The organism is Bradyrhizobium sp. AUGA SZCCT0169 (assembly GCF_018130085.1).
GTDB lineage: Bacteria > Pseudomonadota > Alphaproteobacteria > Rhizobiales > Xanthobacteraceae > Bradyrhizobium.
This window is the reverse complement of record NZ_JAFCMC010000033.1, coordinates 1-14,582: the sequence shown is the minus strand read 5'-3', so window position 1 is coordinate 14,582 and position 14,582 is coordinate 1. Positions and strand designations below refer to the sequence as shown.

The following is a 14,582-nucleotide window of genomic DNA, read 5'->3' as shown; positions in this document are numbered from 1 at the left end:
CGGATGAACATCATGCTGCAGCCCCCCGCCATCGACCTGACCCGACCGCTTTCGATCGCCGTGCTCGCGATGGGCGGCCAGGGCGGCGGCGTGCTGGTCGACTGGATCGTGGCGCTGGCGGAAAGCCAGAACTGGATCGCGCAATCCACCTCGGTGCCGGGTGTCGCCCAGCGCACCGGTGCGACCATCTATTATCTCGAGATGATCCCTGCCCGCGCGGACGCCGCCTACCCGGTGCTGTCGCTGATGCCGGTGCCCGGCGAAGTCGACGTCGTGGTCGGCGCCGAGCTGATGGAAGCCGGCCGCGCCATCCAGCGCGGTCTCGTCACACCAGACAAGACGACATTGATCGCCTCGTCGCACCGTTCGTTCGCGATCCAGGAAAAGCTGGTGCCCGGCGACGGCATCAGCGATTCCAGCAAGGTTTATGAGGCCGCAGAGGCCGCCGCGAAACGCTTTATCGCCTTCGACATGGCCGTGCTCGCAGACAGCACCGGCAGCGCCATCTCCGCGGTGCTGTTCGGTGCGCTTGCCGGCAGCGGCGCGCTGCCGTTCGGCAGCGAGGCTTATGAAGCAACCATCCGCGCCGCCGGCATCGGCATCGAACCGAGCCTGCGCGCGTTCGCGGCGGGTTTTGAGCGCACGCAGGCGGATGCCGCATCCGCGACACCGCCCGCGCCGCCCAAGCCTGCTTCAGCGGGCAAGCTCTATTCAACGCTCGCATCGGTCGGCGATGCCGCTTTCGATGCACTCGTCGCCGACGCCCGGACGACTTTCCCGGCGTCCCTGCACGGCATGATCGCCGCAGGCTTGCGCAAGGTCGTCGATTTTCAGGACGTCGGCTATGGCCGGGAATACCTCGACCTCGTCGCAGGCTTTATGCGCCTGGAACGCGGTAGCGATCCTGCGCTGACGCGGGCGGCGGCAAAACATGTCGCCGTGGCGATGGCCTATGATGACGTCATCCGAGTCGCCGACCTCAAGACCCGCGCGAGCCGTTTCGAACGCGTCCGCAGCGAGGTTCTCGCAAAGCCCGATCAGCTCGTCTACACTACCGAGTTCATGCATCCGCGCATGGAAGAGGTCTTGGGCACGCTTCCCGCGGGCCTCGGCCTCTGGCTCGAAGGCAAGCCTGGCCTGTGCAAGGCGCTCGATCGCGTGGTCAATCGCGGACGACGCGTGCAGACCGGCACCATTAGATGGTTCCTGCCGCTCTACGTGCTGGGTGGCCTGAAGCGTTTTCGTCGCGGCACGCTGCGTCATAAGCGCGAAGTCACCCATCGTGATGCCTGGCTCGATCTCGCCCGCAACACCGCCGCAAAGGATTACGAGCTTGCCGTCGCCATTCTCGAGGCGCGCCGGCTGGTGAAGGGTTATTCCGACACCCACGCACGCGGTGCCTCGAAATTCGACAGGGTGATCGCGGTTGCACCACGTCTCGCCGGTCGCGCTGACGGTGCGCAGTGGTTGCGCCGCCTTTGCAAGGCGGCGCTATCAGATGAAGAGGGCAAGGCGCTCGACGGCGCGCTTGCCACGGTTGAAACCTTTCTGTGATTGATGCGATGGACCAGTTCGACCTCACCGTGACCGATATCCACGCGGAAACCGCATTGATCCGCGCAATCAAGCTCGCCCGTCCGCATGGCGAGCCGCTGCCGTCCTGGGAGGCCGGCGCGCATATCAAAGTGCGGCTGCCCGATGGCGGCGAACGCTCCTACTCGCTGATCAACACCTCGCTCGATCCGGCGGCAACCACGCGCCCGCACGCCTACCAGCTCGGCGTGCGGCTGGAACAGCCGAGCCAGGGCGGATCCAAATTCATGCACGACCTCAAGGTCGGCGACGTCCTCTCGGTCGCCGCACCCCGGAACAATTTTCCGCTGGAGCCGGCGTCGAAACCGGTCGTGTTGCTTGCCGGCGGCATCGGGGTGACGCCCGTGCTCTCGATGGCAACGACGCTCACCGCCAGCAAGCATCCCTACCGCTTCATCTATGCCGGCCGCTCGCGCGACCAGCTCGCCTTTCTCGGCGAGAGCGAGGCGCTGTGCGGCGAACATTTGACCGTTCACACCGACGACGCCAGCGGCATCTACGACGTGAAGCGCCTGATGACCTCGCTCACCGGCGACGAACCGCTGTACGTCTGCGGGCCCAAGCCGATGATCGATACGGCGATCCAGAGCGCCAAGGATCTCGGCTGGGCTGACGGTCGCCTGCGCTTCGAGATTTTTGCCACCGCCGCTCCCCTCGCCGGTGATCAGCCGTTCGAGGTGGTGCTGAACAGTTCCGGCAAAACCTTCCTTATTGCGCCCGACAAGACCATTCTCGCGGTGCTGATCGAAGCGGGTGAGGATCCCATGCATGATTGCCAGCGCGGCGATTGCGGCATCTGCCAGGTCAGCGTGATCGAAGGCACGCCCGACCACCGCGACTACATCCTGACCGATGCCGAGAAAGCGGCCGGTAAACTCATGCAAATCTGCGTCTCGCGGTCGAAAAGCCCGCGGCTCGTGCTCGATCTTTGATTCCTGAGGAGGTGTTGATGGCCCGATATCGCGGAAATCTCGAAGCAATCAAAGGCCTGGTGCGCGAGACCGAGGTGCATCGCGACGTCTATATCGACGAAGAGGTGTTCCAGCTCGAAATGGAGCATGTCTTCGCCAACACCTGGGCCTATGTCGGCCATGACAGCCAGGTGGCGAAGCCGGGCGACTATTACGGCACGACCATCGGCACCCAGCCGATCCTGATGGTGCGCCACACCGACAACACCGTGAAGGTGCTGCACAACCGCTGCCCGCACAAGGGCACCCGCATCACCACCGAATCCTGCGGCAACACCGGAAAATTCTTCCGCTGCCCCTATCACGCCTGGAGTTTCAAGACCGACGGTTCGCTGCTCGCGATTCCCCTGAAGAAGGGCTACGAGAACACCGGCGTCGAACAGAGTCATGCCGGCCGCGGCATGAGCCCGGTCAAACACGTGCACAATTATCGCGGCTTCGTATTTGCAAAACTCAGGGATGTCGGCCCCGGCTTCGAGGAGTTTTTCGGCGACAGCCTGTCGAGCTTCGACAACATGGTCGACCGTTCCCCGGCCGGCCGGCTCGAAGTCGCCGGCGGCGTGCTGCGCTACATGCACAATTGCAATTGGAAAATGCTGGTCGAGAACCAGACCGACACCTGCCATCCCATGGTCGCGCATGAATCGTCGGCCGGCACCGCGATCGAGGTGTGGAAGAACGCGCCGCCCGGCGCCAAGAAGCCGATGGCAGTGGAGATCTACGCACCGTTCATGGCGCCCTACGAGTTCTTCGAAAACATGGGCATCCGCGTCTGGCCCAACGGCCACGGTCATACCGGCGTGCATCACTCGATCCATTCCGACTATTCCGCGGTGCCCGGCTATTTCGAGAAGATGGCAGCGGCCCATGGCGAGGAACGCGCCAAGGCGATCCTCAACGAGAACCGCCATAATACCGTGTATTTCCCCAACATCATGATCAAGGGACCGATCCAGCTGGTGCGTGTGTTCAAGCCGATCGCGGCCAACAAGACGCTGGTGGAGAGCTGGACCTTCCGCCTCGTCGATGCACCCGACATGCTGCTGGAACGTACCTTGATGTACAACCGGCTGATCAACGCGCCGACTTCCGTGGTCGGCCACGATGATCTCGAAATGTACGAGCGCGCCCAGGAAGGCCTGCATGTCGACGCCAACCAATGGGTCAATCTGCAGCGGCTCTACGACCCCTCCGAAATCCCGGACACGACGGCCGTCACCAACGGCACCACCGAATGGCAGATGCGGAACCAGTTCCGCGCCTGGTCGAAATTCATGACGATGTCGATGTGAGTGCTGCCATGACCGCGCCCACCGACCAGCAATTGATCGATTTCGTCATCCGCGAAACCCGCTTGATCGACCAGCACCGGTTTGAGGAATGGCTCGACCTGTTCGCCGAGGACGGTTTTTACTGGATGCCGCTCGAATGGGGCCAGACCGATCCACGGCTGACGACGTCGCTGATGTACGAGGACAAGCTGCTGCTCAAGATCCGCGTCGAGCGGCTCAAGGGCAACCGCACCTTTTCGCAGAAGCCCAAGAGCCGCTGTCATCATGTTTTGCAAACGCCGCAGGTCGACAGCCGCAACGAGGCAGCCAACGAATATGTCACGTGGACGCCAATGCATTATGTCGAAACGCGCCTCGACCAGCAGGATCTTTACGCGGCCTGGGCCACGCACACCTTGGCCGTGGTGGACGGCGCGCTCAAGATCAAGCTGAAGCGGGTCGACATCGTCAATTGCGATGCCGCATTCGGCAACATCCAGCTGTTCATGTGAGACGGTGATGCAGCTCCCGATCGGGTCTCCGGCAACCGTCTTCGCGGCTTTCGCGCGCGCCGCCGCGAGCCACGGCGACAAGCCATTTCTCGTCGTGCTGCCCGAGACGGCGCAGGCCTATGGCATTGCGGCCGGCGAGATCAGCTATGGCGAGGCGTTCGCAGGGATTGCGGCGCTGACCGACGCCTATCGGGCCAAGGGCTATGGCCGCGGTCATCGGGTCGGCATCCTGATGGAGAATCGACCCGGCTTCTTCCTGCATTGGTTTGCGCTCAATGCGCTCGGCGTGTCGCTGGTGCCGATCAATCCGGACATGCGCGCAGCGGAGCTGGAATATCTGATCGGCCATTCCGAGATCGTCGCGGCGGTCGTGATTCCCCAGCGTCACGACGACGTCGCGGCCGCAGCCAAGGCGATCGGCCGCGACATTCCTGTCGTCGGGCCGGATGACGAACCGGCGGCGATCCACGCGTCTGCGCCGCAGCCCGGTGCACCCGATCGCGACAGCGAGTGCGCCCTGCTCTACACGTCCGGTACCACCGGCCGGCCCAAAGGCTGCGTGCTGCCGAACGAGTATTTTCTCTATGCCGGTCATTGGTACGCCACGGTCGGCGGCTTGATCGCGCTGAACCATGGCTCCGAGCGGATGCTGACGCCGCTGCCGGTGTTCCACATGAACGCGATGGCCTATTCCGCGATGGCGATGGTGACTACCGGCGGCTGCCTGATCGTGCTCGACCGTTTCCATCCCAAGACCTGGTGGGCCAGCGTCAAGGACAGCCGCGCCACCATCGTGCATTATCTCGGCGTGATGCCGCCGATGCTCATGAGCGCGCCCGAAAGCGCCGACGACAAGCGCCATGGCGTGCGCTTCGGTTTTGGCGCCGGCGTCGACAAGGCGCTGCACGATCCCTTTGAGGCGCGGTTCGGCTTTCCGCTGGTCGAGGCCTGGGCCATGACCGAGACCGGCGCCGGCGCTGTGGTCGTCGCCTCCCAGGAGCCGCGCCACACCGGCACAAGCTGCTTCGGCCGCCTCGGCGCCGAACTCGAGGCCCGCATCGTTGTTGAAGGCGGCGCGGACGCCGGTGTCGACGAGCCCGGTGAACTTCTCGTGCGCCACGCCGGCGCAGCACCGCGCTACGGCTTCTTCCGCGAATATCTCAAGGACGCGGAAGCCACCGCGGAGGCCTGGGATGGCGGTTGGTTTCACACCGGCGACGTGGTGCGGCGCGGTCCGGATGGGGCGTTTCATTTCGTCGACCGCAAGAAGAACGTCATCCGCCGCTCCGGCGAAAATATCTCGGCGGTCGAAGTCGAGAGCGTGCTGATGCAGCACCCGGCTGTGAGGCAGGTTGCGGTGGCACCTGCCCCGGACCCGGTGCGGGGCGACGAGGTCTTCGCCTGCGTCGTGAGCGAGGGATCCTCCCCGGACGCCGCGGCACGCAAGCAGATCGCCGCCGATCTCGTCGCCTGGAGCCTGAGCCGCCTCGCCTATTACAAGGCGCCCGGCTATGTCGCGTTTGTGTCGGCGCTGCCGCTGACCTCGACGCAAAAAATCCAGCGCGGCGCGCTCAAGGAGTTGGTTGCGGCGACGATCGGTTCTGATCGGTGCATCGACACCCGATCGCTGAAGAAGCGGCCGGTGCAGAAGGCGGGATGAGGAAATCATGAGTGAGAGCAACGTCGCCATCGTCACCGGCGCCAGCGGCGGCATCGGCCGGGCCATCGCCGAGGCGATGCTGGCTGCGGGTTACCGCATCATCTCGCTCGACCGACGCCTGCCGGATTGGTCGCATGCACGGCTGGAGCCGGTTGTGGTGGATCTGTTCGATCCGAAGGCGACAGCGGACACTGCCCGGGATGTAGCTGCACGGCATGAAGTTTCACATATCGTCCACAATGCCGGGATCATCCGGCCCAATCTGATTGAGCAAGTGACGGTGGACGACATCGCAGCGCTCAGCCAGCTCCATCTCGGCGCGGCGCTGACGCTGGTCCAGGCCGCCTTGCCTGGCATGAAACAACGGCATTTCGGACGCATCGTCCTGATCGCCTCGCGCGCCGCGCTTGGCGCTGCCACCCGCACCGCCTATTCGGCGACGAAATCCGGCATGTTCGGCATGGCGCGGACCTGGGCGCTGGAGACGGCGGCTCACGGCATCACGGTCAATGTGGTGGCTCCTGGACCGGTCGAGACCGATATGTTCCACGAGGTCATTCCGCAGGGTAGCCCGAAAGTCGATCAACTTGCCCGCTCGATCCCGGTCGGCCGCATCGGCCGGCCGAGTGACGTGGCGCGCGCCGTGATGTTCTTTTCGAGCGGCGATGCCGATTTCATCACCGGCCAGTCGCTTTATGTATGCGGCGGCGCCAGCATCGGATCGATCGCGCTCTAGATTTTTTTTACGCGCGGGGAATGGTCAAGGGCCGCGACTCCCGCGTCTGCGCCGCGAGGCGAACCGCGGCATTGGCGGCGCCAAATCCTTGATAATCCCGCCGCTGGACGATCTCGAAGAAAAACCGGTCATCGAAGGTGTGGGTGTAGACCTGGAAGAATTCGCCGTCGCCTTCGCGATCGTACAAAATCTGATTGTCGCGTAGCGCTGTCATCGTCGCGGCATCGAGATCGTATTTGGCTTCGATATCGTCGTAATAATTGTCCGGAATCTTCAGGAAATCCGCGCCGCGCGCGCGCATATCCGCGACAGCCGTGAAAATGTCGCTGCATGAAAATGCAATGTGCTGGACCCCGGAGCCGAAAAATTCGTTGATGAATCGGGCCGACAATGTCCGCGTGGCCGATGAGCCGTTCAGGATCACCCGCAGGCCCTGATTGCCGTTGATCAGCGCCTGGCTCTGCACCAGCCCGACCGGATCGGCGATCTCCATCTGCGGCAGGCGCTGCAGATCGAGTATGCCGGTGTAGAACAACAGCCAGGACAGCATCTCGTCATACGGCATCGACTGCGAGATATGGTCGACCACCTCGAGACGGTCGCTCGCGGCATCGCTGCGCAACGCTTCGAAATCGGTGTCCCAGTTCTTGCCCGCCGCCTCCAGAAAATACAGCAGGCTGCCGCCGACGCCCCGGATCGCGGGGATCTCGAGCTCACCGGGCCCAACCGGCTGGTAGAACGTGTGCGCCTTCAGCGCTTCCGCGCGGGCCATGGTTTTGCCGGCGTCATCGATGTCGATCGCGATGGCGCAGACGCCCGGGCCGTGCGTGACGTAGTGCGAATGAGCAAAGCCGTCCGGTTCGCAATTGATGACCAGCTCGATATGACCTTGCGACCAGCGTTCGACATCCTTGCTGCGGTGGGAACCGGTTTTGCGAAAGCCGAGCTGGCCGAACAACGCCGAAAGGCTCCTTGCCTTGGCTTCATCGACGGCGAATTCGACGAAGCCTACGCCGCGGCTCTGCGCTTTGGGCTGCAGCCTCCCCGTCGACGCTTTGGACGAACTCTTGGCCAGCTCATCCTCCAGCAAGATCAGCGAACGCAGCCCATCGGTCGCGGTGCGGACCGGCGAGCCGGAGCGAAACTGATCGTTGAATATCTCCAGCGATAGCGGGCCGGCGTACCCGGTCGCGGCCACAGCGTCCATGAAGGCCCCCACCGGCAGATCGCCCTGCCCCGGAAAGCAACGGAAGTGCCGGCTCCAGGACAATACGTCAAGACCAAGCTTCGGCGCGTCGGCAAGCTGAACCAGGAAGATCCTGTCCGCCGGAATCGAGTGGATCGCGCTGACCGGAAATCCCGGCGCCAGCGCGTGGAAACTGTCGAGAATGATCCCGATCGACTTGTGATCGGCGCGGCGCACGATTTCCCAGGCGTCGCGATAATCATTGACGTGCCGTCCCCAGGCCAGCGCCTCGAAACCGACGCGCAGGCCGTGCGAGGCCGCGAGTTCGCCAAGGGCGCGGAAATCCGCGGCGGCGCGGTCGATACCTCCAAGCGATGCCGGTGAAACATTGCTGCAGATCAGCAGCAAGTCGGTCCCCAATTCCTGCATCAGATCGAACTTGTGCGCCGCGCGCGCGAAGTTGCGGGCGCGCTGCGGTTCGGGCATGCCCTCGAAATCCCGGAACGGCTGGAACGCGCAAATTGAAAGGCCGAGGTCGCGGCAGAGCTGCCCGACGTCGCGGGGACTGCCGTTGAATGTCAGCAAATCATTCTCGAAAATCTCGACGGCATCGAAGCCGGCGCCAGCAATCGCGCGCAACTTTTCGTCGAGCGAGCCGCTCAACGAAACCGTGGCAATCGAGCGTTTGGTCATGCGATTAGCTCCGGAAGGTCCCAGGCGCGTCCCGAGGGCCGCACGATAGAGCTAAAGCATCTTCTTTTTCAACCATTTGGACCAATTGTTAGCTCTGGTCTCCGATAACTTTCACTGATTCTCAGCGGACCTATGGCGAAAGCGCCGCATACCGGTCCCGCAAGTCGATGCGCCGCCCGGCGGTAGCAGCCTCGGCGATCGCAAGCGTTGCGAGCAGGGACCGCGCGCCATCCTCGACCGGCTGCAACGAGGAAGCGGTGCCGCGGATAATGTCGCGGAAATGATCGAGCTGCGCGACATAGGGATCGATCGTTGGCGCGTGGAGGCGCTGGGCCTGGATCGGCTTGTTCCAGTCCTGTGCGTCGCCCGCCTGCGTCCATTGCACGAGTTCGGGAAACTCGATCGCACCGCGACGGCCCATGAAGCGGTAGCTGCTTTCGCCGCTGAACGGGAATTCCGGCGCCTCACCCAGCCCCTGCTCCGTCGTCCAGGGGGAGACGGCGCTGTCGCTGATGAAAAAGGTGCCGAGCGCGCCATTGTCGAATTCTATCAGCGCGGCGGCGCTATCCTCGACCGCGAAGCCGCGCTGGCGATTTGATGTGATGGCTTCGACGGCGACGATTTCGCCGACAGTGTAGCGCAGGAAATCGATCTCATGGATCAGGTTGATCAGGATCGGGCCGCCGCCAGCCTCGCGCCGCCACGGCGCGATCTTGAAGTAGTCCGCCGGCTTGTGCGTCGCCCAGATCGCCGAGACCCCGACGACATCGCCGATCCGTCCGTCCCGCAGCAGCGCTTGCAGCGTCTTGACCGGCAGATGATGGCGGCGATGGTGTCCGACCAGCGATTTGACACCGCCCTTTCGCACTTCCGCGATCAAGGTGGCCGCGGTCTCGAGCGTATCGGTGACCGGCTTCTCGATCAGGATGTGAATGCCCCGCCGGGCGCATTCGATACCGTTCTCGGCATGAAGCTGGTTGGGCGAGGCGATTATCACGGCTTCCGGCCGCGCCTCGTCCAGCAACTGGCGGTAATCGGCGAAGACGCGCGTCCTTGGGTGCTCGGCAGAGACGGCGTCGACATTGACATCCGCGATGCCGACCAGCTCGTAATCTTCGCGCTCGGCGAGCTTGCGCAGATGCTTGCGCCCGATCAGCCCGGCGCCGATCACGCCGATCGTGATGTTCTTCATCTCGCTATAATCCCAGACGATCGCGGATCCGGCCCGTCATCACCACGCTCTTGACCGCCACCGGCCACAATGCGTGAAAACGAATGGGTTTCAAGCCCGTGATCGGCATGTCGATCTCGGCCTTCTCACCGCCGATCAGCCGTTTTGCCAGTTGTTGCCCCATCGCGGTTGCGAGCGCAACACCGCGGCCATTGCAGCCGAGATAGGCCAGCGCGCCCGCGCCCGGTTCGTGCACATGCGGGTAGTGATCCGGCGTCATGGCAAGGCGGCTGTTCCAGCCGTGCGTCCAGCGCACGCCGCGGATTGCAGGCCACAGCCGTTCCGCGTAACGCATGAGGTATGAGACCGGCGCCGGATCCTTGATCCACTGCATCGGACCGCGGCCGCCCATCAGCAGGCGGTTCGACGCATCGATGCGATAATAGACGGTGATATGCCCGCTTTCGTACAGCACCGACCGCGTCGGCATGATTTTTCGCGCGACATCGTCGGGCAAGGGCTCGGTCGCGGCGATCGAGCTGAACACCGGCACGATGGTGCGGCGCAGGTCGGGCCAGAGATCATCGGTAAAGCCGTTGGTGGCGATCAGGACCTTTTCGGCGCGGACCACCGCGCGCGGGGTTTCGATGCGCCATCGTCCACCCTCGCGCCGCAGCGAGGTCGCCGGTGTCTGGCCGTGAACGGCAGCACCGGCAGCCATCGCCGCCCGCGCGAGACCGCGCGCGTAGCTCAGCGGCTGTACGTCGCCGCCACGTGCGTCCTTCATTGCCAGCAGATACCGATCCGTCCCAGTCGCGTCGCGGACGGCGTCGCGGCCGAGCAGCGTGACCGGCATGCCGCGTCCGATGCATTGCTCGGCTGTTGTCTCGACACCCGCGGTACTGGACGGATGATAGGCCGCGCGCAGCGTGCCGTTCTGCCGTGCCTCGCATTCAATGCCGAGACGGCGGATCAGGTCGAGGGTAAACACCGGCGTGTTGTAGCTGAACGCGATCATGCGCCGGCCGAGATCCGCACCGAACGTCGCCTCGATCGTATCGGGGTCGAGCTTCAGTCCCGGATTGAGCTGGCCGCCATTGTTGCCCGACGCACCCCAACCGGGCTGCTGGGCTTCGAGCACGATCGCCTCGGTGCCCTGCTCGGCGAGATGCAGCGCGGTCGATAATCCGGCGAAGCCGCCGCCGATGATCGCCACCGACACGTTTTTATCGACATCGAGCGGCGGCGTCGGGACCGGCGCAACGGCGGTGTCTGCGTAGAGGCTCGGCGGCAGGGCAAGGGGATGGTGGGTCACGGTCATCAGGTCCGGCAGGTCTGAGTCAGAGAGGATGCAGCACGCGGTGCAGGAAATCCTGGGTCCGCGCGTGCTGCGGCGCGTTAAGCACGGACTTCGCCGCCCCCTGCTCGACGATGACGCCGCCGTCAATGAACAGCACGCGATCGGCGACGTCCCGGGCAAAGCCCATCTCATGGGTGACCACGACCATGGTCATGCCGTCATCGGCGAGCTTGCGCATGACGCCGAGCACCTCGCCGACCAGTTCAGGATCGAGCGCAGAGGTCGGCTCGTCAAACAGGATCGCCTTGGGCTGCATCGCCAGCGCGCGGGCAATGGCGACGCGCTGCTGCTGACCGCCTGAAAGCTGACCCGGATGGGCGTCGGCCTTTTCGGCAAGGCCAACTTGCGCCAACAGTGCCCGGCCGCGCTCGAGCGCCTCGGCTGGCGGTTCCTTTTTCACATAGATCGGTCCTTCGACGACGTTCTCCAGCGCGGTGCGATGCGGAAACAGGTTGAAGCGCTGGAACACCATCGAAACCTGGGTTCGGATCGCCACGATCGACGGCGCCTTGTTGTCGACCTTTGCCCCCTCCACCAGGATCTCGCCGGAATCGTAGCTTTCCAGGCCGTTGATGCAGCGCAGGATGGTCGACTTGCCTGAGCCTGACGGACCGATGATGCAGACCACCTCGCTCTTCTCAACCGAAGCTGTAATGCCCTTGAGTACCTCGTTGGAACCAAAGCTCTTATGAACGTTGCTGAGCTCGATCATTTGCGCTTCGCCTTGTTCTCGAAATGGCGAACCAGCAGGATCAGCGGGATGCTCATGGTCAGGTACATCAGCGCGACCAGCGTGAACACGCTGGTGTTCTTGAAGGTCGAGGAAGCGATCAATTTGCCCTGCAACGCCAGTTCAGCGACCGTGATGGTGGAGGCCTGCGAGGAGTCCTTCAGCATCATGATCATGACGTTGCCATAGGGCGGCAGCACGATCCTGACCGCCTGCGGCAGCACCACGCGGCGCATGGTCAGCCACCAGCCCATCCCGATGGTCTGCGCCGCCTCGATCTGCCCCTTGTCGATCGCCTCGATGCCGGCGCGGAAATTCTCGGCCTGGTAGGCCGAATAGGCAATGCCGAGCCCGATGATCGAGGCCTGCAGCGCCGTCAGCGCGACGCCGAAGTCGGGCATCACAAAATAGAGGTAGAACAGCAGCACGATGATCGGGATGCCGCGGATCACGTTGATCAGGCCGGCGCTCAAGCCGGTCAGGACGCGGATGCCGGAGACCCGCATCAGGGCCCATAGCAGGCCGAGGACGGTCGACAGCAGCAGCGAGCCCATGGTGACAACGACCGTCAGCCAGACGCCCTGCAGCAGGACCGGCATGAACTCGACGGCATCGCGCAGGAAATTTTGCATCAGTTCATCACGCGTTGCCGGCTAAGCCTGTCAGGACGCCTCAATCAGGACGCTTTGGGCTTGAGACCCCATTTGTCGAGAATCTTGTCGAGGGCGCCATTGGCCTTGAGTTTGGCGAGCGAAGCGTTGATCTTGCCGAGCAGTTCCTGGTCGGTCTTGCGGACCCCGATCGAGACCGTGCCGACGGTGACCGGCTTGTAGGAATCCACCAGCCGGACTTCGCCAAACGCGCCCTGCTTCAGATTGTAGGCGAGGATCGGGAAGTCGGCGAAGCCGGCCTTGAGGCGGCCCGCATTCACATCACGTAAGATATCCGGAATGGTGTCGTAGACCTTGACCTCGCTGAACAATCCCGTCTTCTTCAACGCGTCGACGAAGGCCGTTCCGACCTGCGCGCCGACCACCTCGCCCTTGAGATCTTCCTGCGAGGCATAGTTCTTGGCGTCGGTCTTCGGCACCACGAGACCCTCGCCATAGGTGTAGACGGCCTCCGAGAAATCGATCACTTCCTTGCGCGCTGCGGTGGCGAACATCGCCGCCGAAATGATGTCGATCTTGTTCGACGTCAGCGACGGCACCAGCGCGGAGAATTGCATCGGTTCGATCTGGACCTGGAAGCCGGCGTCCTTGCCGATCTCCGTGATCAGATCGACCATCACGCCCTGAATGCTGTTGGACTTGGTTTCGAGGAAGGTGAAGGGCACGCCGGTCGGGGTCGAGCCCACCTTGAGCACCTGCTGCGCCGACAAAGGCGTGGCGGCGGCAAGGACGAGCGCCGCGGTCGCGGCCTGAACGAGACGTTTGAAAAGCATCGTACCCCTCAACTGTTTGGGCACCGGGCGGCGAATGTGCCTCATCTCAACAAGCCAGTTGCAGGTTTCGCCGTCCAAGCCTATTTTCACAACCATGAAATTATGGACACATTGCCCGGAATTGCGCAAGCGGGATTTTCATACACATGAAGGACGCGGTTTGACGTGAGCGGCGGCAAGCGCATGAGCAAGAAGGCCGTCAAGGCCGAACCGGCGGTGGACGTCGCGGTCGGGCAGCGCATCCGTGAGTTGCGGCGAAGCCGCAAGCTGTCGCTCGAGACGATCGCCGCCCGCACCGATCTGTCGATCGGCTTTCTCAGCCAGATCGAGCGCGGCCTCTCCTCGCCTTCGCTGCGGGTGCTGGCGACCATCGCCGACGTGCTGGGCGTCGGCATCGCCGGCCTGTTCGGCGCCAAGGACGCCGCCGGAAGCGGCTCGGAAGCCATCGTCACCCGCGAACCGCAGCGCGCCGAGCTAAATTTGTGGCGCACCGGCATCTCCAAGCAGTTGCTCAGCCCGTCGGGTTCGGAAGGCCGTCTCAATCTGTTTCTGGTCCACATGGGGCCCGCCGGCAGCACCGGCGACGAATTGTATACCCATGACGGCGAGGAAGCCGGTCTGGTGCTCGAGGGTGAAATGAAACTCACCGTCGATGCCGAAAGCTGGACGCTCAAGACCGGCGACAGTTTCCGTTTCGCCAGCCGCCGCCCGCACCGCTTCAGTAATCCGTCCGACAAGGCCAAGGCGGTGGTGCTGTGGGTGAATTGCGTCTCGGCGGTGTGATAGATCCGCCGTCATTGCGAGGAGCATAGCGACCAAGCAATCCATTCTTCGTGCGCCGCAAGATGGATTGCTTCGCTTCGCTCGCAATGACGGGGATAGTGCGCCTTCACACAACGCTGTCATACCCCGCGCATGCGGGGTATCCAGTACGCCGCGGCCTCTCGGTTCTATCATCACCGTCTCTGGAATACTGGGTCGCCCGGTCAAGCCGGGCGATGACAGCTGGGTGTGCGTTTACGATCTCGCGGCGCATTGCGCCCGAGCTTTGCCAGAAATCTCTCGCCCTCCTTCAATTCAGAGGGCGCAGGGAATGCCGGATGCGCGCTGCACCCGCGGTCTCATGTGCGATTGTGCATAAGAATGCTGCACATGAGCATACAGGGCAGCGGAGGCGATCCGACATTCCCTGCGCAATGGCTTTACGGCTTATAACGCGCTCTCCCCGGTGAGACGGCCTCTATTGCCACCGTCG

At 63.5% G+C, this 14,582-nt stretch carries 13 protein-coding genes; 7 read left to right on the top strand and 6 right to left on the bottom strand.

Annotated features, from left to right (window positions below):
* The first annotated feature begins 3 nt into the window (after window positions 1-3).
* The 6 genes from JQ609_RS27435 to JQ609_RS27410 are packed head-to-tail and all read left to right on the top strand — an operon-like array spanning window position 4 to window position 6,743.
* The gene (locus JQ609_RS27435) at window positions 4-1,554 is read left to right on the top strand and encodes an indolepyruvate oxidoreductase subunit beta family protein (RefSeq protein WP_212276017.1); all 1,551 of its coding nucleotides are present in this window, start codon (window positions 4-6) and stop codon (window positions 1,552-1,554) included.
* A gap of 8 nt (window positions 1,555-1,562) precedes the next feature.
* Window positions 1,563-2,525, top strand: a complete 963-nt coding sequence (locus JQ609_RS27430; protein WP_212276016.1) for a PDR/VanB family oxidoreductase — start codon at window positions 1,563-1,565, stop codon at window positions 2,523-2,525.
* Between the two features lie 17 nt (window positions 2,526-2,542).
* Window positions 2,543-3,856, top strand: a complete 1,314-nt coding sequence (locus JQ609_RS27425) for an aromatic ring-hydroxylating dioxygenase subunit alpha (protein WP_212276015.1) — start codon at window positions 2,543-2,545, stop codon at window positions 3,854-3,856.
* 8 nt (window positions 3,857-3,864) lie between these two features.
* Window positions 3,865-4,347 (top strand): aromatic-ring-hydroxylating dioxygenase subunit beta, encoded by a 483-nt coding sequence (locus JQ609_RS27420; protein ID WP_212276014.1) that lies wholly within the window; start codon window positions 3,865-3,867, stop codon window positions 4,345-4,347.
* 7 nt (window positions 4,348-4,354) lie between these two features.
* Window positions 4,355-6,007 carry an AMP-binding protein gene (locus JQ609_RS27415; RefSeq protein ID WP_212276013.1) on the top strand — a complete coding sequence of 551 codons (1,653 nt, stop codon included), beginning with the start codon at window positions 4,355-4,357 and terminating at the stop codon, window positions 6,005-6,007.
* Between the two features lie 7 nt (window positions 6,008-6,014).
* Window positions 6,015-6,743 carry an SDR family oxidoreductase gene (locus JQ609_RS27410; protein WP_212276012.1) on the top strand — a complete coding sequence of 243 codons (729 nt, stop codon included), beginning with the start codon at window positions 6,015-6,017 and terminating at the stop codon, window positions 6,741-6,743.
* Between the two features lie 7 nt (window positions 6,744-6,750).
* Here JQ609_RS27410 and JQ609_RS27405 read toward each other — a convergent pair whose 3' ends face one another.
* The 6 genes from JQ609_RS27405 to JQ609_RS27380 all read right to left on the bottom strand — a co-directional run bounded on the left by JQ609_RS27405 (window position 6,751) and on the right by JQ609_RS27380 (window position 13,327).
* A complete protein-coding gene (locus tag JQ609_RS27405) occupies window positions 6,751-8,622 on the bottom strand; it encodes a bifunctional sugar phosphate isomerase/epimerase/4-hydroxyphenylpyruvate dioxygenase family protein (protein ID WP_212276011.1) in 1,872 nt (623 codons plus the stop codon).
* Between the two features lie 130 nt (window positions 8,623-8,752).
* Window positions 8,753-9,814 (bottom strand): Gfo/Idh/MocA family protein, encoded by a 1,062-nt coding sequence (locus JQ609_RS27400; RefSeq protein ID WP_212276010.1) that lies wholly within the window; start codon window positions 9,812-9,814, stop codon window positions 8,753-8,755.
* Window positions 9,815-9,818: 4 nt separating this feature from the next.
* Window positions 9,819-11,114, bottom strand: coding sequence for an FAD-binding oxidoreductase (locus tag JQ609_RS27395; RefSeq protein ID WP_212276009.1), 1,296 nt, complete (start codon window positions 11,112-11,114; stop codon window positions 9,819-9,821).
* A gap of 19 nt (window positions 11,115-11,133) precedes the next feature.
* On the bottom strand, window positions 11,134-11,865 hold the full coding sequence (locus tag JQ609_RS27390) for an amino acid ABC transporter ATP-binding protein (protein ID WP_192734428.1): 732 nt from the start codon (window positions 11,863-11,865) through the stop codon (window positions 11,134-11,136).
* On the bottom strand, window positions 11,862-12,515 hold the full coding sequence (locus tag JQ609_RS27385) for an amino acid ABC transporter permease (protein WP_212276008.1): 654 nt from the start codon (window positions 12,513-12,515) through the stop codon (window positions 11,862-11,864). Before JQ609_RS27385 ends, JQ609_RS27390 begins: the two co-directional genes overlap by 4 nt.
* Before the next feature lie 44 nt (window positions 12,516-12,559).
* Window positions 12,560-13,327, bottom strand: a complete 768-nt coding sequence (locus JQ609_RS27380; RefSeq protein ID WP_212276007.1) for an ABC transporter substrate-binding protein — start codon at window positions 13,325-13,327, stop codon at window positions 12,560-12,562.
* A 183-nt stretch (window positions 13,328-13,510) separates the two neighbouring features.
* On the opposite strand from JQ609_RS27380, the gene JQ609_RS27375 reads away from it, so the two are divergent.
* Window positions 13,511-14,110: a cupin domain-containing protein gene (locus JQ609_RS27375; protein ID WP_212276006.1), complete on the top strand. Its 600-nt coding sequence runs from the start codon at window positions 13,511-13,513 to the stop codon at window positions 14,108-14,110.
* Window positions 14,111-14,582: the final 472 nt, after the last annotated feature.